Genomic DNA, 25575 nt, shown 5'->3' on the forward strand with positions numbered 1-25575 from the left:
ATTTTGGTTTTTTGCAGATATGAGCGAGTCAACAGTAGAAAACCAACGCAAACCATCAATTGTCATTCTTGATTTTGGCTCTCAATATTCTGAGTTAATTGCAAGAAGGATTAGAGAGACGGAAGTCTTTTCGACAGTTTTAAGTTACAACACTCCAGCTGAGAAATTACGTGAATTAGCTCCAAAGGGAATAATTCTCAGTGGTGGACCTAGTTCAGTTTATGAAGCAAATGCTCCTCTTCCTGATTTGGGGATTTGGGATTTAGAGATCCCTGTTTTAGGTGTTTGCTATGGAATGCAAGTTATGGTTAAGCAATTAGGTGGTCTTGTAGGTGTTGCTATTGGTAAAGCTGAATATGGGAAAGCACCTTTAGAGGTTGATGATCCAACTGCATTGTTAACTAATGTCGAGAATGGTTCGACTATGTGGATGAGTCATGGGGATTCTGTTCAACAACTTCCTGATGACTTTGTGCGTTTAGCACACACTGCAAATACTCCAGATGCTGCTATTGCCTTACATAGAAGGGGCTTTTATGGCGTGCAATTTCATCCTGAAGTGGTTCATTCCACAGATGGGATGATAATGATCAGGAATTTTGTATATAATATTTGTTCTTGTCAGCCTGATTGGACTACTAAAACTTTTATTGATGAAGCAATTAGTCATGTCCAAAAGAAAGTTGGTAATAAAAGGGTTTTATTGGCTTTGTCAGGTGGAGTAGATTCATCAACTTTGGCATTTCTTTTGAAAAAGGCTATTGGGAATCAATTGACATGTATGTTTATTGACCAAGGTTTTATGCGTAAAGGTGAGCCAGAGTTTTTAATGGAATTCTTTGACAAAAAGTTTCATATAAATGTTCAATATATTAATGCTAGAGAGCGTTTTCTTACCAAGTTGAAAGGAGTCAGTGATCCTGAAACCAAGAGGAAGATCATAGGGACAGAATTTATACGTGTTTTTGAAGAAGAGAGTTTGCGTTTGGGACCATTTGATTACCTTGCACAAGGCACGCTTTACCCTGATGTTATAGAAAGTTCTGGAACAAATATAGACCCTAAAACAGGCGAAAGAATTGCAGTGAAGATTAAAAGCCATCACAATGTTGGTGGTTTACCTAAAGATTTGCAGTTTAAATTGGTCGAACCATTAAGGTCCTTGTTTAAAGATGAGGTAAGGAAAGTTGGGAGAACTTTGGGTTTACCAGAAGAGATTGTTCGTCGCCATCCTTTCCCAGGACCTGGCTTGGCTATTCGAATTCTTGGTGATGTAACAAATGAAAAATTAAATTGTCTTCGTGATGCAGATTTAATTGTTAGGGAAGAAATAGCTCAAGCTGGGTTATACCATGATATTTGGCAAGCATTTGCTGTTTTATTGCCAGTGCGATCAGTTGGTGTAATGGGTGATCAGCGAACATATGCTTGGCCCATTGTTTTGAGATGTGTATCGAGTGAAGATGGTATGACGGCGGATTGGTCTCGTTTGCCACATGATTTATTAGAAAAAATTTCCAATCGAATTGTAAATGAGGTTGCAGGAGTTAATCGCGTGGTTTTAGATATTACTAGCAAGCCTCCTGGTACGATTGAGTGGGAATAACAATGACTACTGAAATGTAGTTATACACTAAAAATAGGTATACTCACGCCATAGAAAAAGTAAAATTAGTCAACAATAATTGCAAGTTTTGTGATTAACGATTTTCATAGCTTGTAAATAGATTAGCTTTTGCAAGCACTATGATGATTATTAAAAGAATATTGAATGGGCGTAAATCATATTTTTTCTATGTAGTTTTGACTAGACACTGTTTGATTTGTCTAAGCTCTTCAAAAGGAAGTTCCTAAGAAATAAAGGTTTTATCAGGTTGTTTTACTTAAAGATTCATACCATTTAGATATGTAGTTTATTGTTGTGGGCTGGTAAAAAATAAGATTTTAGCTAGTCTAAATTAACAGCTTATAAATACATTGACAGTAGCTAATCAGTCGGAATTAAGTGTTGATCGTAGACTTCAACATGACAGCATTAAATTAGCCGGTAAAACCATCTTCCTTAATCCTTTTCTATATTGGAGACGGTTTGATACTAATACAGACCGTTGGTTAAGAGAGCCTGGCCAAATTGGTGAAGATCAAATTACTTTGAATCGAACTCGTTTTTATCCGGAGATTGATTGGAATTTTTTAGATGAGGATCAAAGGCTTATTAAGGATGCATCAGTAGAAATGTTTTTGAAAAGTCTTGAGTTGATAAGCACTTTTCATCCAGACTTAACTTCTGGACAGTTGCTTGAAATCGAGCGTAAGATGGCAGTTACGAAAAAACGTGCGTTTGAAAAGTGGGTAACCAACTCTTTCAAACGGCGATCAAATCTTGAGTTAAAAGAAAGAAAACGTTTTGCTAGAGAGCGTTTTTATAGGGAGTGGAAAGAGTGGCTTTCTATAGATACAACCCAAAAAGCCCTTTTTCCTTTCGTTGTAGTTTGTTGTCTTTCTGTCTTTGGAGGTTGGTCATTAGGTTTTTCTAGCAATAGTTGTACTCCATATTTTTCTTCGCCTAATAACTCTGGAATTAAATAACTTTTATTTATGTCAGGTTTTCAACTAAAAGATATTCATTTTATGTTGATGGATAATGTGCTGCCTGTGGGACTCGCACTTACAAATCGAGTACAGAAAGCAGGACCGACAAAAGTTGTTCAAGATTTTATCTCTTCTAATTATTCATTAGATCAGCTTCGTGAAGAAGGCTCTTTTTCATCTAAATTAGTTAGAGAAAAGCTTGATGAATTATATCCTGGTTTAGGTAACCCAGTTGTTGATATCGAAGTATCTGTGAACCCTCAAGAAGTCTCTGAAGAAGTGAATTCTACGGATCAAGATTCTCTGGTATACATTTTAAATAGAATAGATAAAAGGCTTAATTTAATTAGTTCTTATTTAGATAAACCAGTTGACTGAATTGAAAAAGATTAGAAATTATCCTAGTGAATTTAAAGCATCGTAAATTCAATTATAAAACAAATCAGAGTAATATTTTACTCCTATTGATAATATTTTTATTTTCTTCTATTACAGGAAGACTTTTTTGGTTGCAAATAATTAGAGGATCATTTTATAGAAAACTTTCAGATGAGAATCGTATACGATTAGTATCTAATCCACCAATTAGAGGAAAGATAATTAGTGCCAATGGTCGTTTATTGGCTGATAATAAATTAAGGTTTAATTTGATATTGCAACCTCATTTAGTTGATAAAATAAAATTGCCTATCCTATTAAGTAGATTATCTAATTTGCTTAAAGTTGATTTAGAAGATCTCGAATATTCTTATAAACAAGGAATATTAAATAATCAGTTCAGCATTAATTTATTATATGATTTATCTAATATACAAGTTTTGAAGTTTAAGGAGCTTGCGAGCACTTTTGTTGGAGCCCAAATTCAAACAGAATCAGTGCGTTATTACCCTAATAAAAATTGGGCCTCTCACGTTCTTGGTTATACACAATCAATTAATCTTGATGAATATCGTAGGCTTTATAAACAGGGATATAAAATGAATGATGTTATAGGCAGAATTGGTTTAGAAGCAGCTTTTGAAAAACATTTACGGGGTAAATGGGGTGGGGAAATGTTAGAAGTCAATGCTTCTGGAAAGATTCAACGAAGTCTTGGTTTTGAATCTCCTAAGGCAGGGAATGATTTACAAGTAACACTAGATTTTGATCTACAGAATATTGCTGAAGATGTCTTAGCAGATAAAGTTGCTGGCGCAATCGTTGCATTAGATCCTAATACTGGTGCTATTAAAGCTATGGCTAGTAAGCCAGGTTTTGACCCTAATTTTTTCACAAGATCTCTTCGAACAGAAAAGGAATATAAGGAAATATTTTTATCCAATAATTCACCATTATTCAGTCGAGCATTAAATGCTTATGATCCTGGAAGTACTTGGAAAATTGTCACAGGTATGGCTGGTATGGAGACTGGTAAGTTTCCACCTAACATAATTTTAAAAACAGCTTCCTGTATAAAGTACGGAGGTCATTGCTTCCCTGAGCATAATCGTAAAGGATGGGGAGCAATAGGTTATGAGGATGCTTTTAGGGTTTCAAGTAATACTTTTTTTTATCAGGTAGGTGTTGGGGTTGGTATTGATGAATTATATAAAGTTGCTATCCAATTAGGCTTTAATAAGCATACAGGCGTTGAGATTGGAGCAGAGGAGAGTAAAGGGTTTGTTGGGAATAAGGAGTGGGCATCTAGGGGGAGAGGCTGGGGTCGACCAGGCTCGACACCATGGATACCTGAAGATATTGCAAGTGCATCGATAGGACAGGCAGTAGTACAGGTTACACCTTTGCAATTAGCCCGAGCCTATGCTGTTTTTGCTAATGGAGGTTATTTAATTACTCCTCATTTTGTTGACGGTGATATTGATTGGATGTCTTCTCGTTATCGAACAAAGGTAGATATTAAAGCTAGTACTTTGGAGACAATAAGAGAAGGGCTTAGAAGAGTTGTAGATTCTGGCACGGGTAGAAATTTAACATGGAATCTACCAACTTTGCCTCCAGCTGCAGGAAAAACAGGAACGGCTGAGGATAGTACTGGTGGACAAGACCATGCTTGGTTTGCATGCTTTGCACCCTTTGAATCAAGTGAAATTGTTATTGTTGCTTTTGCTCAAAATACACCTGGTGGAGGTTCAGTTCATGCTCTTCCCATGGCTCAAAAAATTCTACAAAAATGGCATGAGAAATATACTAGTAATTAGTTGTTTAGTTCAAATGTTAAGCAACTTCTAAACTTCTTTCTTGTTCAGATAACTTGCTTTCCAAAATCTGTTTTGCTTCTATTAATGAACAAATTGACGTTCTAAACGGGAGCAAGACAAGCGGACTTTTCTCCGGCCTAATCAACCAACTTTTGTTGAGTTGTTCTATTAAAACAAAACCTCTATAGCGAATTACAGACTTTGATGTAGAAAAAATCCTCATTTGATTTTTAAAGGGTAAAACTGCCATGTTGCTATTTTAAACTATATATAGTGTACCAAGGCATAAGATCGATTTTTGTCTCCTTTAACGAGAAAAAAATATTGACGAGAAACCATTGCACTGCAACATAACTGCATGATTCTTCATGTAATCAGGTTTTCCCTTGGAAAGTTTTAAATTTTTAATGACTCTATATATAGTGAGTTCTAAGGAGAGACTTGCTTTTAAATATTCAAAGGATTCATTGCTAGTAATCTTTGTAAAATATCTTTGATTGATTCATCTTTTGCTGGGTTGCTCTTATTACTAGCTAATTGCCGTCCAACTACTTGTGCACCAAGGTGAGTGAGTTGTATACGCATTGATATCAGTAATTCCATGCAACCTCCTCCAGAAAAGCTGGCCATTGCAATAGGACGTCCATTGAATAATTTACGAAAATCTTTGTCTTGTACTGACAGCCAAGCAATCGCGTTAGTTAAAACGGGTGGGATAGAACCATTGTATTCAGGCGCACAAACAACCCAGTGGCTTTTTGAGAGCATGTGAGAGTTAAGTTTATCTATGTCTGATGGAATACATGAATTGTTTTGTGTTTTTGGAGTAAAAATAGGGATATCAAGGGTTGTAAGGTCAATTATTTCAGGGTTTTTCACTATTTCTTTCCCAATAGCAGCAAACTGTTTTGCTAACTTTAGATTTTCGCCATCACTAGCAGTAATGATCAGTAAGCTTTTTGTAGAGGCCATCGAATGGTTGGGAATCATACCTTTACTTATATTTATCAGAATTCATGCTTAATAATTTGCTCCTGTACGACGATGATGTACAGCTGTAACCCCACTTTTATCTAAAACTTTGCCATATATAACTTCTGCATATATTAGCCAATGATCCCCACATTCCATACGTTGCTTGACACAACATTCAAGCCATGCCAATGCTTCTGGTAGTATTGGTTGATTACCTGGGGTTCTCAGTAGATCAAGGCCTGATAAACGATTTGCTCCTGGTAAAAAAGGTTGAAGAAATTGTTTAAGTAGTTTTTGGTGATTACTCTGATTAAGGATATTTAAGGCAAAAAGGTCTTCAATATGCAGAAGAGATTCTACAGCCCTGTCTTTGGCTACAGCAATTGTGATTCCAGGGGGTGAAAAACTTGCTTGGCTAATCCAGCTTGCAACCATTGCACTATTTATATCACTCTCCTCCCCCGTTTTTTGTGCTGTTAATACAGATAATGATCCAACCACTTTTCCTAATGCTAATAACGCAGGATCGCTTTTGCTGATATTAATACCTCCTGTTAATCGACGTTCTTGCCTATTTTTTTCTTTAATTAGTTGTCGCCCAAATTTTGTTCCTGTTTCCTCTAATGTTTTTAACATCTCAGCATTAGGGCTGAATTTAATTTTGATAGGATTGAAACCAAACTCAAAGCCACCATCAAGTAATTTTTTTTCTAATAGATCTATAGCTTCTCCACTCCATCCATAACTACCAAATATACCAACAGGCTTCTTTCTATCTCCTTCGGAAAGAAGAGTGCCAAGAGCAGAGATAATAGGAGTTGGTGCATGCCCACCTAGAGTTGGCGATCCAATGAGATACCCTTCAGCTTCTTGTATAGCAGTTAATAATTCATTAGTTGAGGTGAATTCACAATTCAGACTTTTTACGTGAATGCCTGTTGAGCTAATTCCTTTTGCAAGAGTATCTGCAATAGCTGCTGTATTTCCATAAGCGCTTGCAAATAACATAACAATATTGATAGATGATTTACTTTGTTGATCCCCCCATCTTTGGTAATCATTTAATAAACTACGCCAACTACTTTCAATAGTTGGACCATGACTAGGTGCAATCGAACTGATGTTAAGTAATTCGAGCTTTTCTACAATTCTATTAATTTGACTCACCATAGGAGTCATTAGACAGTCAAAGTAATGCCTGCGCTCTTCTTCTGTACTGGCTCTATTTCTTTCTGACCATTCTGCGGTGCAAATGTGTGCCCCAAAAAGCTTGTCACTCATAAGAAAACCTGTTGTTTCTTCAAAAACTATTAGTCCACCTGGCCAACGAGCTGTTGGCGATGGGATTAATTTGAGAACGTAACCATTAGCAATAGAAATAGATTGATCTTGTTTTATCAACTCAATTTTTGGGATTGGAGGCGTTTTTGGCTTTGAGCTTGTAATAGGCTCATTCTTGTTAGGCTTGCTTTGTGTCCATAGTTCTTGAAGTATTTTCCCACCTGGATTAGAGCAGATTATTTTTAGATTCTTATATGTGGAGGCAAGCTTTCTAAGGAGATTTACTCGATTAGGGTTGATGTGGCCAACAATTACTATTAGCTCTTTAATTTCTTTAGAGATGATTGTTTGTAAAGTTGGGATATATATCTCTTCAAAATTGGATCCAGGAGGATTAATTAATATTGCTGAAGAGTTAGTATTAAAAAAAAGAAATGAATTAGACGTTGTTCCTTTCCCTAAGGAATATTCGACTCCAAATCTTAGTTTTTTAGGACTGAGACATCTCAGAGATATAAATCCATCGTCAATTGAAAGATTTATAATACTTTTTTGATTTTCCTCTTGTGTAGATAATTGATTCATTTCAGGATTTGATTTTAGTAAGAGGTTCCGGCCTTGCGATGGTGAACGGCTGTTTTTGCTTCTGAATTGGAAATATTGCCATGTTCTACTACTCCATAAATAATCCAGTGATCAGTAGTTTCTAGTCTTTGCTTTACCAGACAATCTAAATATGCTAGCCCCTCACTTAATACTGGACCTCCTTGTGCGATATTGTCTATTATGGGAATACCTTCAAAACGATCCGCTCCTGGAGGAAATCTTTTTAGAAATTGTCTAAATAATTTCTGGTAGTTGTTTTCTTCTAAGACATTTAAGACAAAGCGATCACCCACCTGCATGAGACTCTCGATTGCACGATCTTTTGCAACTGCAACAGTGAGTCCAGGAGGTGAAAAACTTGCTTGACTGACCCAGCTTGCTATCATTGCACCTCTTCTTTTATCTTTCCCTTTGCCTTGACTAGCAGTTACGACATATAGACCTCCACTAATACGGCCAAGGGCTTTCACGAGATCACCATCTAAGCTCTTTATAGTAGCAATGTTCTTTTTGCGGTTGAGTATTTGCCCTAGATCAGTTCCAGCTTCTTCAAACCGTTGAAATGTATTTGCATCAGGTGATTTTTTTATTCTTAATGGCGAGAAAGCTTCTTTTTGGCCAAGCCCTCTGAGTTGGTTGGCAATCACATCAATTGGCTCATCACTCTCTCCAAAACTTTCATATACACCTATCCATTGTTTTTGTTTTAATGCTGCAAGTAGTGTTCCTATTGAGCTTTGCAGTTCTTCATCAGCTTCATTTGGCCATGTTGGTAGAATGACTGCTTTTGCATCTCCAATTAGTGCACTAAGTTCTTGACTATCAGAGGATCGGATATCAACAAGTTGTACCTGTGCTTCAGCTTTATTAGCTCCTAATGCAATTGCCTGACTAAGTTGATCACAAAAACCATATTGGCTGATATAGCAAATTGCTACATATCCATCGGCTGTATTTCGTTGACTACTCCAGGAATGATAATTATTTAGCCATAGCTCGATATTATGGTGTAGTAGAGGTCCGTGGCCAACTGCGATTGTGTTTATTTCTGGTAAGCTTTTAATTCTTTTTAGTGCTTGAAGTACACTGCGAGCATTTGGTCCCATTAAGCAATCATAATAGTAACGAAAGTCTTCATTAATTAATTCAGGATTTAGATCATATAGCTCATCAGTACAGTAATGGAGTCCAAAGGCATCACATGTATAAAGAATTTTTGTGCCATGATCAAACGAAAAAATAGTGTCTGGCCAATGAAGATTTGGAGCACTTATAAATTCAAGGTTGTGATTAATACCATTTGATGGATTCTTTCCTAGCTCAAGTGTATTACCAGTTTTTATAGCTGTTGATTTGAATGAACGGTGAACTTGGTTTTCTAGAAATTGCAATGCTACTTTTGAACCATAAATTTCAATTTCGTTATTTAGATCAAGGATGTTACTAATTAATCCTGAATGATCTGGTTCCGTATGACTGACTATTAAATAATCAATAGTTTTCGGATCGATTGTTTCTTCTAAAACTTTCAACCATAAGCCTTGAAATTTCGCATGGCTTGTATCGATTAAAGCAGTTTTCTCTCCTTGAATAATAAAACTGTTGTATGTAGTTCCATTGCGCAACCCAAACTCAATATCAAATCGACTCCGCTCCCAATCCAGTGAACGAATAGTGGTGGTATTTGGACCTATGCCCTTGCATTGCAATGAAAGCTTAGGTCTATTTGCTGTTTTTTCTATGACGGATGGTGAGTTAGTCGTCATGTATTGTGCCGATCATGTTGAATACTTTAAGTTGTGAAGTCTGGATATGAGACTTATTCGAGAGAAAAGAAACCATATCGTTCTTGATTGTTTTGACTACAGCTCCTTTCTATTTATCAAATACTTTCACTGGATTCATTTTCAGTATTGACTGACATTGCGCTTATCATTGCTTTTTGGGCTTGAACTTGACTGAAAGAAATTAAATCTTTAATGAACCTAATTTGCGATTCAGGGAATTCTGGATTTGCAGCTAATGGTAGATCTCCGGCAATTGAAGCCCCAGATGTTTTTTCTGTTGATGAGGTTATTACTACCAAGTCATCATCTAAAGTACTTGTGTATGACCACCAAAGATCTGGAGTGCTCATTATTTTATCTTTAAACCTTTTATTTTTACTATTAGATGTATTTTTCAATTTATCAGTTGCTTTTACATTCTCTTTCTTCTTGAAACGTCTTTTGTTAACTAGGTCTGATAACAATGTATTTTTATCCTTTCCACGTAATTGAAAAAGAATAAAAGGATCTTCTTTAAATTGTTCTCCCATTAAAAAATAAACAGCACTTACATGTTTGCATGGGTTTGCTGGATCAGGACAGTTACATTCACTTTTTACTTCTTGAAGATTGAAGGGAAATAATCTTTTACCTGTAGTGGCAAAAGCTTGTTCTATGTCTTTTGGCATCACTCCAGCTAATAATTGTGCTGACCATTTTGCTTTTTGTGCTAATGCGTCTATGACATATCCCCAATCCTCATCATCTAGAATATCCAGCCAAATTTTTACTTTGTATGGTTTGTTTTCTGTACCTTGAACCCTTGCATGAATTCTTCGACCTTCGAAGCGAATTGACGTGACATTACCTTCTCTCGCATAGCCCCAGGCGCGTTCTAGGCGTTTTTTGTAGCGATAGGAGTTTATTAGTTCCATCCATTGCTCAACCCACCAGGATTGCTTCCCAAGCCCTTCTCTACCAATAGCTGTTGTTATTTCAGAGTTATTCATTCTTCTTCAGCTCTTTGATGCATTGCTTTCTAAGACAACTAATTTGCTTAACTCTTCAACACTAAGCTTGCCTAGCCAATTTTCTCCTGATCCAATGATATCTTCAGCAAGCTGTGATTTTTCACAGATCATTTGATTGATTTTTTCTTCAATAGAACCTGTGGTAATGAATTTATGAACAATTACACTTTTAGTTTGCCCAATTCGATATGCACGATCAGTAGCTTGATTTTCTACTGCTGGATTCCACCATCTATCAATATGAAAAACATGATTTGCTCTAGTTAAATTTAAACCTAATCCTCCTGCTTTTAATGAGAGTAAAAAAAGCTGTGGTCCGCGTGGATCATTTTGAAACCGATCTACCATTTCTTGCCTTTGCATTTTGGAGCTACCTCCATGGAGAAAATAAATTTCAGATGCCCATTTTTTTTGTAGATACGATTGCAATAAGTAGCCCCATTCAGTGAATTGGGTAAATAGTAAAGCTCTATCTTTCGTTTCAATGACCTCTTCAAGTATCTGATCAAGTCGTTGTAGCTTTGAAGAGCGCTCTAGGAAATCTTGAGTAACCTCTGTTTCTTTTAGACTAAGTGCGGGGTGATTGCAAATTTGTTTGAGACGAGTAAGTAGCCCTAGAGTTTTCCCATGCCGTTGTCCTAGTGGTGATGTTGCGATTTCTTTGAGAGTGGTTTCCACTGTTTTGTTGTATAGATGTTCTTGTTCTTTGCTGAGACTTACCCATTCATTTAACTCAATTTTATTTGGTAAATCTGAAATAATTGACTGGTCTGTTTTTAATCGTCGTAATATAAACGGACTTACACGTGCTTTTAGATCTTTTAAAGAAGAGATATCTCCATAATGCTCAATAGGAAGTTTGTAGCGTTGATTAAAAAAATCTTCTTCTCCTAATACTTTAGGGTTTAGGAAATTCATCAGAGCCCATAGTTCACTGATACGGTTTTCGACGGGTGTTCCTGTGAGTGCAATGCGCAGAGGATTCTGTTTTAGGTCTTTACTGATATCTCTGATAGCAATACTTTGCTTTGCATGTGGATTTTTTATAGCTTGTGCTTCATCTATAACAATACCTTGCCAGTCGACATTCTTTAAGAGCTCATTATCTCTAAAAGCTAGATTATAACTTGTTATACAGATATCAATTTGTTTCAGTAATTGCTTTAGCTTTTCAATAGTACTTGCTCTTTGTGTGCCATAGTGCTCAATAAGGCGTAATTTTGGAGTAAATGCTTTTGCTTCTCTTATCCAGTTGGTTAGAACCGAAGTAGGTGCAATAAGTAATATAGGCTTTGATAGCTCTCCTTGGTTTTTTAACCTTTGGATAAATGCTAGTAATTGAATAGTTTTTCCCAATCCCATATCATCTGCGAGGCAAGCACCTTGATGAAAACGATATAAAAAAGCAAGCCACCCAAGACCTCTTTGTTGATAAGGTCTTAATTGACCATCAAATCCTTCCGGTTCTGGTAAAGCTTCTGGTGATTGTTGGTGGTGGTATTGCTCTAATACAGTTCTTAATCGTGGCCCAGCATCAAATAAATGTATGGGAAGTTTCATGAGGGTGTTCCCTTGAGTTGCAGTCAGCGTTAATGCTTCATTCAAATTGAGTTGAGGTGGATTAGAAAAAAAAATTTCAACATTTTTTAGATCGTTTGGCCGTAACTCGATCCAAGTATCTTTGTGATTAACTAGAGGACTTTTTTTCTTTGCAAGGCCTTCTAATTCTTTCATTGTTAATGGTAGACCACCTATCATTAACTCCCAACTCCAGTCAAGTTGCTCTTGAGCCATTGCTCCTTTAGATGCTTCTTTAAGCTCAGCGTTGATAGTTAGACCTAGTCGATTTGATAACCCCTTTGATAAACTTTTTGGAAGTATTACACCAATTCCAGCATCACGAAGTTTTTTTGATGCTGTTTTGATAAGTATAAAAGCTTCAACTGGTGATAGTTGCATCATATGAGGTGTTGCGCTTTCCAAACCTCTTTCAATAGTAGGAAAAATATTCAGAGCTCTTCCTAGACCTTCTAGGAGAATTTCACTAGGTTGTGCAATTTTAACTTCTCCGATTTCTATACTATTGGATTCTGCTTCCCACACTTTGGCTGCAGAAATTGTAAGTTCTGGATTGGACTCTGCTTGTAATAGGAAATGTAAATCCCATAGACTTTCATTATCATTTGGTGGAATTAATTGGAGGCATGTTTTTGCATCTCTGAGATTGCTAGATAGCCCTGCTTTCCAATTTGTACTAGCCTTTTCCAAGCGTTTTATTTCTACATCTGATAAGTCAATAAATCCATCTGTTGATCCCAGTGCTTTTTGCCAAGCTGAGAGCAATGGGTCTAGACTATTGCTTTTTTCTTCAAAATCTTTTCGAAGTTGAGCATCAAGAATTTCTTCTACTATTTTGATAACTACAAAACGGTTTTGTTCGACCCGTAATGATGCAATGGGGTTTATTGGGAGAATAGCTGTTCCTATTTTCTTGCTTTTTTGTTTTCTTGCATCTATCCAAGGAACTGCACACATGGCAGCCATAGGCATTTTTTGAACAAATTCTTCTAATCGTTTTCGCTCATTTTCTTGGTTCAATAATGGAACCCATCGAGCGCGATATTGTTGTGGTTCCTTTTTGAATAACTCGATCTGTGGCAGCCATGATCCATTTGCGATTAGACTAAATGTCCAACGTTGTAAATGTGTCCACCAAAGTATTTCTTCGCTAAGGTCATAATCTTTTTGTGATAGAGGTAATTGTGTTAGCCATTTGGAAGCTTCCAAAGCAGTGAGTGTTATGCCTTCTATTTGCCATGGCCACCATTCATATTTTTCTGGGGTTGCTTCACCTGCGAGTAAGGGGAGAGTAGTCCATCCTTCTTCTTTAGAGCTGTTTTTATTGTCAGTAGTCCTGTTACTTATGGCAAACTTACTTGGAAGTGTGAGCGATGCTTTGATTTCTTTTAACTCTTGAGGCAATAAGTTTTTTTTCTTTAACCAAAGTTTTAACTCTTTTGAAGATAGTGCCAATGGATTATCACAAGGACTGGTTTTTGCTTCTTCTGGCATGGCCATTTTCCATGCCTCTGCCCAAAGAAATAACACTGAAGATTTGCCATTTGGCAATTCTTCAGAGGAGGTCAACCAAGTAGCATGTAGCAAGCTCATATGAGGAATGTATTACACATCTAATTGCTTTTCTTCTTTGCTTCCTTTGTAGCATGCAATAACAATAGTTATTTTGATAAATTTCATAGCTAATAATGACAGTTAATTAGGTAGATTTATGAGAAGGTAGTTATTTCTTTTCTATTTTGAACTTGCGCCATGTATTGGTGCATTGTTTCCCAACTCTCAAGTTTGTTATGGAAGTTGAACGAGTGTCGTCAAAATCTACTATGAAATCTCTTACAGGAGATGAAATAAGGTCTGCATTTTTGAATTTTTTTGAGCAACGCGGGCATAAAATCATGCCTAGTGCATCTTTAGTGCCTAAAGACCCAACTGTATTACTTACTATTGCTGGAATGCTCCCTTTTAAACCTGTTTTTCTTGGGCATGAAGAAATCGTATCAAAAAGAGTAACAACTAGTCAGAAATGTATAAGAACAAATGACATTGAAAATGTTGGTAAGACAGCACGACATCATACCTTTTTTGAGATGCTAGGAAATTTTTCTTTTGGTGATTATTTTAAAAAGGAAGCAATTCAATGGGCCTGGGAGCTGAGTACAAGTGTTTTTGGCTTGGATCCCAATAATATAGTTGTAAGTGTTTTTCGAGAAGATAAAGAAGCAGAAGATATATGGAGAGATGTCGTTGGAGTGAATCCTTCTCGAATTATTCGGATGGATGAAGCTGATAATTTTTGGTCATCTGGTCCGACAGGGCCTTGTGGTCCTTGTTCAGAACTTTATTATGATTTTCATCCAGAAGAGGGAAATGAGCAAATTGACTTAGAAAATGATAGTCGATTTATAGAATTTTATAATTTGGTTTTTATGCAATACAACCGAGATGCTCAGGGGAGATTGGAATCTTTAGCAAATTGCAATATTGATACAGGAATGGGTTTGGAGCGAATGGCACAAATTTTACAGAGAGTCTCTAATAATTATGAAACTGATTTGATTTTCCCTTTGCTTCAAAAGGTTGCTTCTTTAGTAAATATTGACTACCGAAAAGTAGTGGAAAAAGACAGGGTATCTTTCAAGGTTATTGGTGATCATACTCGAGCTTGCGTTCATTTGATAAGTGATGGGGTTTTTGCTAGTAATCTTGGCCGGGGTTATATATTAAGGAGATTACTTAGACGTGTAGTTAGACACGGACGTTTGCTCGGAATTCGGAAACCATTTTTAACTCAGATTGCAGAAGTTGCTATTGAACATATGCAGACTACTTTCCCACAATTAGTTGAAAGACGTTTGAAGATTTTGCAAGAGCTTCAGAGAGAAGAATCTCGTTTTCTCGAAACTCTGGAAAGGGGAGAACAGTTATTGTCTGATATGCTTGCTTCTAATCCAAAAGAGATTACAGGAGAGCAAGCATTTGAACTTTATGACACTTATGGTTTCCCTGTTGAGTTAACACAGGAGGTTGCTGAGGAAAATTCATTACGGGTTGATTTAACCGGGTTTCATTTGGCAATGGATAAACAGCGTCAGAGAGCCAAGGCTGCTGTTTCGACTATTGACTTAACACTTCAAGATGCTATTAACAAAGTTGTAAGTGAATTAGGTGAAACTACTTTTCAAGGCTATCAACAGTTAGAGCAATCAAGCACGGTTCAAGCCATAGTTTTAAATGGAGTTTCTACATCGAAATGTGCTATAGGAGACAAAATTGATTTAGTTCTTGATACCACTACTTTCTATGGTGAAGGTGGTGGGCAAGTAGGGGATAGAGGACTGATTAGTCGGACCTTTTCAGATAAGACGGATTGTTTAATTGAAATTGACACTGTACGACGAGTCAAAGGTGCTTTTGTTCATTCCGGAGTTGTCAGGCATGGCATTCTGCATTTGGGTGATATTGTTCAAGTTAGTGTTGATAGGTTTTGTCGCAGATGTGCCCGTTCAAATCATACTGCGACTCATTTGTTGCAATCTGCTTTGAAGAAGGTTGTCGACTCTGAGATTAGTCAAGCAGGATCTTTAGTAGGGTTTGATCGCCTACGTTTTGACTTTCATTCTTCACGTCCAGTTGAATTTAAGGAATTGCAAGAAATTGAGAAACTAATCAATTCTTGGATTGCAGAGGAACATACGTTAGTTTTTAGAGACATGACTCTTGATGATGCCAAATCTGCTGGTGCTGTTGCAATGTTTGGTGAAAAATATGGAGATACAGTTCGAGTCGTTGATGTCCCTGGTGTTTCCATGGAACTTTGTGGTGGCACACATGTTTCCAATACAGCTGAAATAGGGTTGTTTAAAATTGTCAATGAGACTGGTATTGCTGCAGGTATTCGTCGTATTGAAGCTATTTCAGGTCAAGGTGTTCTCAGTTATTTAAATGAGCGAGATGCAGTTGTGAGAACTCTAAGTAAAACGTTTAAGGTCCAATCTAATGAGATTGTTGATCGAGTAATTACCTTACAAGATGAGGTTAAAGCACTAACTAAATCATTGGATAAATCCAATATTGAACTGGCCTCTTCCAAGGCTTTAAGTCTACTTACTAAATCTATATCTCTTGGTAAGAGTCAATACCTTGTTGAACGTCTTGATGGTGTTACTGGTGACGCCTTACAGTCTGCAGCAAAAATCATAGTTGATCAATTGGGTGTCAATTCAGCTGTTGTATTAGCTGGAACACCAGAGCTTGAAAATGGAACAAAAGTAATCTTAGTCTCTGCTTTTGGCTCAGAAGTTATTAATAAGGGCCTTCATGCTGGTAAGTTTCTTTCTCCAATAGCTAAGCTCTGTGGAGGAGGTGGAGGAGGCCGCCCAAACTTAGCTCAAGCTGGTGGACGTGATCCTCATGCACTGGATAAAGCTTTGGATTTTGCAAGAGATCAGTTAATTAAATTTTTGGATTGACTTTATTCTTGCAGATAGGTGCTTTGTCGGAGGCTTGTTTCTATATGTTCTATGAGACGTTGAGCATCATGTATCTTTAGGACTCCTTGTTCTATGGCTAATTCACTTGCCATTCGAAGTCTTTCTAATAATTGTTCTGAATCATGTTCCATTGCATGAAGTACATCGCTTTTAGTATTTCCTCGAACAACATGATGAAGTTTGTATTTCCCATGTGTAGTTAAACGTATATGCACTGCATTAGTATTACCAAAAAGGTTATGTAGATTGCCCATTACTTCTTGATAGGCTCCTCCAAGGAACATCCCTATGAAATACTCCTTATCTGGATGAACTGTATGTAACTCCAGTAACGACTTGACTTTTCCATTATCAATAAATCTTGCAAGTTTTCCGTCTGAGTCACATGTTAGGTCTGCAAAATGTCCTAGTTCACTTGGTTTTTCGTTGAGTCGATGAATTGGCATAATTGGAAAAAGTTGTTCTATTGCCCATGTATCTGGAGCTGAACGAAAAATAGAAATGTTTGCATAATATGTAGCAGCAAGTGCAGCATTTAGATCTTTGAGTTCTTCTGGAATTTGAAGATTTAGGTCATTTGGGATATAGTCTCTCAATTTTTTTGCACATGCCCAGGTGAGCTGTTCTGCTGTGGCTCTGGTGGTTAAATCAATGAAACCAAGCCTAAAGGCTGCCAATGCGTCTTCTTTGAATTTCAAGGCGTCATTCCATGCTTCTTGGAGTTTTGTTATATCGATTTCTTTTGAATCGCAATTATTTTGAAGGGTCTTTAACGTATCGCGAAGGTTCTTTAGAGTTAGACATTCATCATTTGTTTGGTTTGGAATATTTGTTTGGACTGAGCTGGTACCTAGAACATTAAAGATCAGAATTGAAAAATGACTTGATATACTTCGCCCACTTTCACTTATTAAGGTTGGAACTTTTATATCTTTTGATTTGCAACATTCCTGAATTGTTGCTACTACATCATTTGCATAATTCTGAAGCGAATAGTTTGTAGATGCAGAAGTTGATGTTCGACTACCGTCATAGTCAATGCCTAGTCCACCTCCTACATCTAGATATCCCATTGGCGCACCTAGACGCTTTAATTCGACATAAATTTGCCCAGCTTCTTGTAAAGCATTTTTAAGAATAGCAATATCGTTAATCTGACTTCCTATATGAAAGTGAAGCAAGTGTAATTCTTTGAGGAGATTAGCAGCTTTTAATTCTTTGATTGCTTGGTGAATTTCAGGTATTGATAGCCCAAACTTGGAGTTTGCTCCAGATGAAGTTCCCCATCGCCCACTGCTTTGACTTGATAGCTTTGCTCTTAGTCCAATTAAGGGTGCTGCACCAAGAGTTTTGCTTGCTGTGATTATACGCTTCACCTCGTCTACTTGTTCAATTACTATTACCGGTTGTCTTCCAAGTTGTCGTGCAAGTATAGCTGTCTCTATATACCTCATATCTTTGTAGCCATTACAGATTAAGAAAGCTTCTGGGTCGTCAATTAAGGACAGAGCGATTAGTAGTTCGGCTTTACTTCCTGCTTCAAGTCCAAAGTGCCATTTTTGACCAATTTTGATTATTTCTTCGACAACATGCCGTTGCTGATTACATTTGATTGGGAAGACACCTTTGTATTTATTTTGATAACTGTACTTATTAATTGCATGTTCAAAAGCTTGATGGAGTCTTGTGATTCTGTCTTCAAGAATGTCATCAAAGCGAAGTAATATGGGTGGCTTTAAGTTTCTTCCTTTTAATTCATTTAAAAGATGTGTAAGGTCTATGCCATGATTTTCTCCACCTCGAGGACTAACTTTAATATTCCCAGATTTATTTATTGTGAAATAGGTTCCCCCCCATCGGTCAAGACCATATAAAATGGCACTGTCGTTGACAGTCCATGTGTTTTTCTTGCTGGTGGGGTCAAGTTGTGTCAAGTGCGAAAATGAAAGTTAATAGTGAAAACCTAAAGGATTTCAATTTTTGCAAGCAGTCTAAGAAAAGTTTTATCTAATCCTATTGTTTTGCTTGCCAAGAGGGTACTTTTCAGAAGACGATAGCTTCATTAGTAATTTATTTAGTTTTATGGTTGTTGAAAGGACTTTTCTGGCTATCAAACCTGATGGTGTTCAAAGGGGATTAGTTGGTGAGATTCTGGGGCGTTTTGAGCGTAAGGGCTTTAAATTAGTTGCTTTAAAACAGCTAATTCCTAGCAAGGATTTAGCTGAAAAGCATTATGGTGTCCATCGAGAACGTCCTTTTTTTGGAGGCTTGGTGAACTTTATTACTAGTGGACCTGTGGTGGCAATGGTTTGGGAGGGTGATGGTGTTATTGCTAGTGCAAGACGATTGATTGGTGGAACCAAACCTCTCGAAGCAGAACCCGGCACTATTCGTGGAGATCTTGCTATTAACATCGGCAGAAATGTGATTCATGGCTCTGATGGTCCTGAGACTGCAGGTTTTGAGATTGCTTTATGGTTTAACTCTGATGAATTAAATGATTGGACCCCTTCTGATCAGTCTTGGAAAGTGGAATAAATAGTGCTCAGTCGAAGAGATCAATGAAACTCCATTCTCTATTTACTCAGCAGTAAATCGATTCCATTTGAAGGCTAAGAGTAGATCTTTTTCCTTTTTAGACAGAGGCTCTTGATATATAAGCTTTGTTAGTAATTTGGATGTAATAGCTGCTAATAGGACACCGTTTCTGTGATGCCCTGTAGCAAGCCACAAACCCTTTATTGATGAATTACCAAGTACAGGTGCCTCATCTGGTGTGCATGGACGAAAGCCCCACCATCGCTCCATATGTGGCCAAGAACTTGCTATAGGAAGCAAGGAGTTTAGGCCTTCTTGTAATTGTGCTTGACCATCAGGTGTTAAACCTTCAGCAAAGCCAGCATTAGCTTCACTTGTAGCACCAACAACTATAAGGCCATCTTCACGGGGAACTAAATAAATCCCTGGTCCAAATATGATTCGTTTTAGAGAGTCTTTGGGCCCTTGTATTGAAAACATTTGGCCTTTTACTGGGGAAATAGGTATTTCGTTAAATAATTGATTACTCCACGCGCCACTACATAAAACAGCTTCTTCTGCCGTTATTTTTTTTGTTTTTCCTTCTGCATTCCTCAAGTAAATTCCTGTGAAAATATTTTCTTCGTGGAGTATTTCTAAAACTTCAACTCCTTCTTGGAAACCTACCCCTAGCTCCACACATGCTTTCTCGAGGGCTCGCATTAGTCTTCGTCTATTGTCTATTTGCCCATCTTGTTTGAAGAGTAACCCGCTTTTCCAGTGAGATGCAATTCCTGGGATTTCTTCTTTTAATTCATGCTGATTTAGGTATTCACCAAGATGTGCAGTTGGGTATGCTTTTCTATGGTCAATTCTTTTAAAAGGAACCACTATTCCACATTCTCGTAATCCACAGCTAATACCACTATCAGATTCTATTGTTTGTACCCAATGAGGCACTTCATTAAGGCTTGCCTGTCCAAGCTTTAGTAGGTTTCCATAAAGGCCTTCTGCATGTGGGGCTAGCATGCCAGCTGCGACAAATCCAGCAGCTTCATTACGTCTTCGGCTTAACACTTCGACTGAACGACCTTTTTTGGCTAATGAATGAGCCAATGCCAGCCCCATCAAGCCACCACCTAGGATTAGTAAAGGATTGTTGATCGGTAGAGCCATTGTTTTGGCTTGTTTATTGCTAAGTTTGAGCCTTTAAGATCAAGATGTCTATCCAATTTGGTCTATATGTCCATAGGATGCATGTAAATAACCGGATATGTGAGTAATGCCAGAAGTTGCAGTTGAATGGGAACCAGTTATTGGTTTAGAAACTCATGTACAGCTAGGTACAGATAGCAAGATATTTACTGGTGCTTCTACAAATTTTGGTGATGAGCCCAATACTCATATTGATCCTGTGGTTTGTGGCCTTCCTGGGACTCTACCTGTCCTAAATAAAAAAGTTCTTGAGTATGCCGTGAAAGCAGCTATGGCTTTGAATTTAAGAATCTCTAATCATTGTAAGTTTGATAGAAAGCAATATTTTTACCCTGATTTACCTAAGAATTACCAGATCTCTCAATATGACGAACCTATTGCAGAAGAGGGATGGATTGAAGTGGAAGTAGCGGAAAAAGGTAAAGAAACTTATCTAAAGAAGATAGGTATAGAGAGATTGCATATGGAAGAGGATGCTGGCAAATTAGTTCATGCAGGAAGTGATCGTTTAGCAGGCTCTACATATTCTTTAGTTGACTACAATCGTGCTGGAGTTGCATTGGCTGAGATTGTCAGTAAGCCAGACTTACGTTCAGGTAGGGAAGCATCAGAATATGCTTCTGAAATAAGAAGGATCGTTCGTTATTTAGGTGTCTCTGATGGCAATATGCAAGAGGGTTCTTTAAGATGTGATGTGAATATTTCTGTTAGGCGAGGACCTGAGGCTCCTTTTGGTACAAAAGTTGAAATTAAAAATATGAATTCATTTTCTGCGATTCAGAAGGCTTGTGAATATGAGATTCAACGTCAAATAAAAGCTTATGAAAGTGGAGAGAAAGTTTTTCAAGAAACCAGACTTTGGGATGAAAACAAACAACTTACTAAAAGCATGCGCTCTAAAGAAGGCAGTAGCGATTATAGATATTTTCCTGATCCAGATCTTGGTCCTATTGAAGTAAGTAATGAGCTTCAGGAAAAATGGAGATCAGAATTACCTGAATTGCCTTCTGCTAAACGCCATAGATATGTGCAAGAACTTGCTCTTTCTGCATATGATGCACGAGTTTTGACCGATGATGCACAGATGGCTCAATACTTTGAAACTGCTGTTTTATCAGGAGCTGATGCAAAGTTGGCAGCCAATTGGATAACAGGTGATCTTGCAGCCTCTGTAAATGCTAATAGAAAAACTTTTGGGAACCTTGTATTTACTCCACAAGAACTTGCTGAGTTGGTTCAATTAATTGTTGAAGGAAAGATCAGTGGGAAGATTGCAAAAGAAATTTTGCCAGAACTCCTCAAACACGGCGGATCTCCTAAAGAGTTAGTTGATTCAAAAGGTTTGGGAATGATTAGTGACCCTACTCTTATTGCTGAAATAATTGATACATTAATCTCCAATCACCCGAATGAAGTAAAGGCTTATCGCGGAGGTAAGAAGAAATTGCAAGGTTTCTTTATTGGTCAAATAATGAAAATGACTAGTGGCAAGGCTGATCCGAAGCTCGCAAATCAAATTCTGTCTGAGAAGCTTAATAGCACTTAAAAGTTATTCTAATAGCTTATCTATTTGCCTATATGAAAATTCAATACTTTTACTATTATCAATAATTTTATCGCTCATATCTCTTTTATTGTCGATTGCTATTTGTGATTCTATTCTACACCTAGATTGCTCATAGTTAAAATTATTTCGTATATTAAGACGTTCATATTGTTGACTAATTGTACAATAAATAAGCCAAATTTCGCTGCATATATTTGTAAGGTTGGCTTCAAATAATAATGGAATAACTAAGGCTAATATTGGTCTTGATTTGTATCTCTTCAGTTCGTCATAGAATCTTCTTTTTACATAAGGATGAATTAGGCTTTCAATCCACAACTTTTCTTTTGGATCGGAAAATATTATTTCGCCTAATTCTAATCTATTTATTTCCTGGGGAAACTTTGTTTCTCTAGCAATCCTAAGGCCATACCTTTTAATTATTTGCTGATTTATTTCTATTTTTTGTGTAAGTGCTTCTCTTGCAAATAGATCTGCATCAAGAATTGGAATGTTTTTGATGTTGCTTAAGTATTTAGCAACAGAGCTTTTCCCACTAGCGATACCACCAGTAATGCCTATACGTCGTTGGTTACCATTCCAACGGTTTTCAGCTGTAACCTTTAAAACTTTCAAGAAATAGCGCAGGATATATAGAGAGTTTACTTTCTCAGGCAGGGCCTTGAGTTCTTTCCAATCATCATATTGGTCTTTTATTCCTGGAGGAATAACAGCTCCTAATGGATTTCACGCATCTGGTGTTAGCGCTGGATTAAAACCTTCTCAGAAGCTTGATTTAGCATTAATTTTGGCACCCCAGGATGCTTTGTGCGTAGGTGCTTTTACTCAGTCAGAAGTTCGGGCTAAATGCGTTGATCTCTCTGTGGAGCGGTTAAGAAAGACTGATGGATTAGTTCGCGCAATTCTTGTGAATGCTGGGCAAGCCAATGCCTGTACAGGTAATAGAGGCTTAACAGATAGCTTAATTGCAACAAATGCTGTTTCTAAAAAATTAGGTCTATTAGAAGAGGAGGTTCTTATTTGCTCTACTGGCGTAATAGGTCAACCAATTCCAATTCAAAAGCTTCTTGGAAGTGTGAATCTTCTTGTTGAATCATTAAGTAAGAGTGGTGCTTCTGATGCAGCTAAGGCAATTTTGACGACTGATCTTTGTGAGAAACATATTGCTATAGAAGCTTTCCTTGGAGGCAGATGTGTCCGCATTGGAGGTATGGCAAAAGGTTCAGGAATGATTCATCCTAATATGGCAACAATGTTGGGTTTTTTGACATGTGATGTTGGTCTACCTAAAGCTATCTGGCAAGGAATGATAAAACGTGTGGTTAATTGCTCTTTCAATTCAATAAGTGTCGATGGAGATACAAGTACAAATGATTCTTTTCTTGCATTTGCACAAGGAGAAGATTTAGAACAAAAGTATTTTCAAGTTTTAGAAGAGGGATTGAAAATTGTTTCTACATCTCTTGCAAAATCAATTGCAAGGGATGGCGAGGGTTCTAATTGTCTTATCGAGATTAAAATTGAAGGTGCAGAAAGCATTTTAGATGCTCAAACTATTGCTCGTACAATATCTAGTTCTTCTTTGGTGAAAACAGCAGTTCATGGATGTGATCCAAACTGGGGTCGAATTGTTGCTGCTGCTGGTAATGCAGGCATACCTTTTGATTTGGAAGATGTTTCTCTTTGGATTGGCAAATATCAATTAATGGAGAAAGGTTTGCCTCTTTTATTTGACCGAGATTCTGTTTCTAATTATATGAGGAATATTGTTAAAGGTGATGGTAAGGAAACATTAAACATTAATTTAAATATAGGTAAAGGCATTTACGAAGGATTCTCTTGGGGTTGTGATTTATCTTCCGATTATGTAAAAATTAATGCCGATTACACTACATAAAATTAAATCATTCTATTTTTATACTATATATCAATATCATTTAGACTCTTTCTAGAAGTATTGATCATATCATTAAAACTTTTTGATTTTTCTAATAATTCCTTGTAATTACCACTGCTTTTTATTCTACCTTCTTCGAACTCATATATCCTGTCACACTGTCTAATAGTTGATAATCTATGTGCAACAAAAATGATCGTGCATCTCCTTGCTATTAGATTGATTGCATTTATTACGTCTGCTTCTGTTTTGTTATCTAGTGCACTAGTTGCTTCATCTAATACAAGTAATTTTGATTCTCTATAAAATGCCCTTGCTATTGCAATTCTTTGTCTTTGACCACCTGATAGCCTAACTCCATTATCGCCTATGTGTGTATATAAACCCATCGGCATATTATCTACTAACTCCTCTAATTGAGCAGCTTTGATTGACTCCCATACTCTTTGCTGATTTATTTCTTGATTTTCCAGACCATAGGCAATATTTTCTATAATATTTGTATTTAGTAATGTTATAGATTGTGGTACATATGAACAACATGCTTGCCAGGCTGGAACTTCTAGATCACTAACATCTATACCATCTATTTGTAATGAACCTTTTGTAGGTCTGAGTAAACATAGTATTTGATTTGCTGTAGTGGTTTTTCCACTACCTGTTTTACCTATAAATGCTATTCTTGAACCAACAGGAATAGTTAAATTAATATCTTTAATAACAAAATTATTACTAGAAGGATATTTGTAATTTACATTATTGAGTCTTATATAATTTCTAGGTGCCAATCCTTGAGGAGATGGAACTGACGGTGATTTCAAGGTAAGTCTTTGTCCTGGTAATTCAATTATCCTTAGCGTTTCTTTAAGGTCAGGTATACCTGACCTTAAATCTGTAATGCCTCGAAAGAGGTCCTGCAAAGGTGGAGTAAGTTTTAATGAAGCAACTGCAATAGTGGCAACAAAAGGAACAATTTCTACTAAAGCAGTAGGATTTTTATTACTTATTAAAGGAAACAAGCCTATTGAAAATATTAGTGTTATTCCAAATGGTTCTATTAATGATCTAGGAAATTCTGGCAATGTTTCAGCCTTCCAAAGGAAAGGAAAAGCTTTTCTACCAGCTTTAGCATATCTCTTTTCAAAATATTCTTCAGAACTGGTCATATGAACATCTATAATTGTCTTCATTGATTCAGTTAATACATTATTTGTTTCTGATTCAAGTGCTATTCTTTGTTGTGCAGACGATCTAATAAATGGTGTAACTATTAATGATATTAATGCGTAACAAATAACCAAGCATGTTATTAAGTAAAGTGCAGTTACTTTTGCAAAACTTAGTATTGCTATAAATATAAATGAAACAACAAATATACCACTTGTTATTTGAAGAATTGGTCTAATTAATTTTTCTGAAACTCTTGAAATATTAAGTAGTATTTTTGCAGACAAATCAGAGCTTTTATTACTTAGAAAGAATTCATACTCTTGAGACAGTACTTTTCTTTGAGCAAGTTCTGATAGATCCAGCCAGATAGATGATCTTAAATGCTCTTGACAGCCTCTTAGCATCAATTTTGAGAAGGATGCTACCCAATTCATTCCGATGTATAAGGCAACTAATAGAATGACTTTTGTTTTAGGATCGTCAGGTATTAATTCGTTAAATGGTATCGGCGGCTTGTTGGGCTGTCCTACAACAACTGTAAATAAACGAGAAACTAATCCAACTACTAAAACGTCAGCTAAGCCAGTAAATGCTGCTGCTGGCAGCAACAAAAGTATGGAACGTTTCCTTTGTTTTGGCAGAGTCCTTAGGAGACGTAACAGAAGACCTAAGGTTTCGCTGGGCTGTTTCAT

At 36.9% G+C, this 25575-nt stretch carries 18 protein-coding genes; 8 read left to right on the forward strand and 10 right to left on the reverse strand.

Going from position 1 to position 25575, the window contains the following annotated elements; genetic code table 11:
- The first annotated feature begins 19 nt into the window (after positions 1–19).
- The 4 genes from guaA to mrdA all read left to right on the forward strand — a co-directional run bounded on the left by guaA (position 20) and on the right by mrdA (position 4790).
- Entirely contained in the window at positions 20–1606 is a 1587-nt protein-coding gene (gene guaA / locus EV07_RS00120) for a glutamine-hydrolyzing GMP synthase (RefSeq protein WP_036916338.1), read from the forward strand.
- A gap of 371 nt (positions 1607–1977) precedes the next feature.
- Positions 1978–2589: a hypothetical protein gene (locus tag EV07_RS00125; RefSeq protein WP_036916340.1), complete on the forward strand. Its 612-nt coding sequence runs from the start codon at positions 1978–1980 to the stop codon at positions 2587–2589.
- A 9-nt stretch (positions 2590–2598) separates the two neighbouring features.
- Positions 2599–2970, forward strand: a complete 372-nt coding sequence (locus EV07_RS00130) for a hypothetical protein (protein ID WP_052043815.1) — start codon at positions 2599–2601, stop codon at positions 2968–2970.
- Between the two features lie 26 nt (positions 2971–2996).
- On the forward strand, positions 2997–4790 hold the full coding sequence (gene mrdA / locus EV07_RS00135) for a penicillin-binding protein 2 (protein ID WP_081936905.1): 1794 nt from the start codon (positions 2997–2999) through the stop codon (positions 4788–4790).
- Positions 4791–4806: 16 nt separating this feature from the next.
- On the opposite strand, the gene EV07_RS00140 is transcribed toward mrdA, so the two are convergent.
- The 6 genes from EV07_RS00140 to EV07_RS00165 all read right to left on the reverse strand — a co-directional run bounded on the left by EV07_RS00140 (position 4807) and on the right by EV07_RS00165 (position 13620).
- Entirely contained in the window at positions 4807–5040 is a 234-nt protein-coding gene (locus EV07_RS00140) for a hypothetical protein (RefSeq protein ID WP_152557509.1), read from the reverse strand.
- 197 nt (positions 5041–5237) lie between these two features.
- Positions 5238–5780, reverse strand: a complete 543-nt coding sequence (locus EV07_RS00145; protein WP_241433959.1) for an NAD(P)H-dependent oxidoreductase — start codon at positions 5778–5780, stop codon at positions 5238–5240.
- 30 nt (positions 5781–5810) lie between these two features.
- Positions 5811–7631, reverse strand: a complete 1821-nt coding sequence (locus EV07_RS00150) for a diflavin flavoprotein (RefSeq protein WP_036916345.1) — start codon at positions 7629–7631, stop codon at positions 5811–5813.
- Positions 7632–7645: 14 nt separating this feature from the next.
- A complete protein-coding gene (locus EV07_RS00155; RefSeq protein WP_052043814.1) occupies positions 7646–9418 on the reverse strand; it encodes a diflavin flavoprotein in 1773 nt (590 codons plus the stop codon).
- A gap of 116 nt (positions 9419–9534) precedes the next feature.
- Positions 9535–10428 (reverse strand): SWIM zinc finger family protein, encoded by an 894-nt coding sequence (locus EV07_RS00160; protein WP_036916347.1) that lies wholly within the window; start codon positions 10426–10428, stop codon positions 9535–9537.
- 6 nt (positions 10429–10434) lie between these two features.
- Positions 10435–13620, reverse strand: coding sequence for a DEAD/DEAH box helicase (locus EV07_RS00165; RefSeq protein WP_036916349.1), 3186 nt, complete (start codon positions 13618–13620; stop codon positions 10435–10437).
- 197 nt (positions 13621–13817) lie between these two features.
- Between EV07_RS00165 and alaS the strand changes: the two genes are divergently transcribed.
- Entirely contained in the window at positions 13818–16496 is a 2679-nt protein-coding gene (alaS, locus tag EV07_RS00170; RefSeq protein WP_036916350.1) for an alanine--tRNA ligase, read from the forward strand.
- A 2-nt stretch (positions 16497–16498) separates the two neighbouring features.
- Here alaS and speA read toward each other — a convergent pair whose 3' ends face one another.
- Positions 16499–18451, reverse strand: a complete 1953-nt coding sequence (gene speA / locus EV07_RS00175) for a biosynthetic arginine decarboxylase (RefSeq protein WP_036916351.1) — start codon at positions 18449–18451, stop codon at positions 16499–16501.
- A 148-nt stretch (positions 18452–18599) separates the two neighbouring features.
- Between speA and ndk the strand changes: the two genes are divergently transcribed.
- Positions 18600–19055, forward strand: a complete 456-nt coding sequence (gene ndk, locus EV07_RS00180) for a nucleoside-diphosphate kinase (RefSeq protein ID WP_036916352.1) — start codon at positions 18600–18602, stop codon at positions 19053–19055.
- A gap of 42 nt (positions 19056–19097) precedes the next feature.
- On the opposite strand, the gene EV07_RS00185 is transcribed toward ndk, so the two are convergent.
- The gene (locus tag EV07_RS00185) at positions 19098–20210 is read right to left on the reverse strand and encodes an FAD-dependent oxidoreductase (protein ID WP_036916353.1); all 1113 of its coding nucleotides are present in this window, start codon (positions 20208–20210) and stop codon (positions 19098–19100) included.
- Between the two features lie 106 nt (positions 20211–20316).
- Between EV07_RS00185 and gatB the strand changes: the two genes are divergently transcribed.
- Positions 20317–21795: an Asp-tRNA(Asn)/Glu-tRNA(Gln) amidotransferase subunit GatB gene (gatB, locus tag EV07_RS00190; protein WP_036916354.1), complete on the forward strand. Its 1479-nt coding sequence runs from the start codon at positions 20317–20319 to the stop codon at positions 21793–21795.
- A gap of 3 nt (positions 21796–21798) precedes the next feature.
- On the opposite strand, the gene coaE is transcribed toward gatB, so the two are convergent.
- Complete coding sequence (gene coaE / locus EV07_RS00195; protein ID WP_052043813.1) at positions 21799–22431, reverse strand: dephospho-CoA kinase; 633 nt, start codon at positions 22429–22431, stop codon at positions 21799–21801.
- A 13-nt stretch (positions 22432–22444) separates the two neighbouring features.
- Between coaE and argJ the strand changes: the two genes are divergently transcribed.
- Complete coding sequence (gene argJ, locus EV07_RS00200) at positions 22445–23713, forward strand: bifunctional glutamate N-acetyltransferase/amino-acid acetyltransferase ArgJ (RefSeq protein ID WP_413293956.1); 1269 nt, start codon at positions 22445–22447, stop codon at positions 23711–23713.
- A gap of 23 nt (positions 23714–23736) precedes the next feature.
- Here argJ and EV07_RS00205 read toward each other — a convergent pair whose 3' ends face one another.
- Entirely contained in the window at positions 23737–25575 is a 1839-nt protein-coding gene (locus EV07_RS00205; RefSeq protein WP_036916356.1) for an ABC transporter ATP-binding protein, read from the reverse strand.

Source organism: Prochlorococcus sp. MIT 0603 (assembly GCF_000760215.1).
Lineage (GTDB): Bacteria > Cyanobacteriota > Cyanobacteriia > PCC-6307 > Cyanobiaceae > Prochlorococcus_E.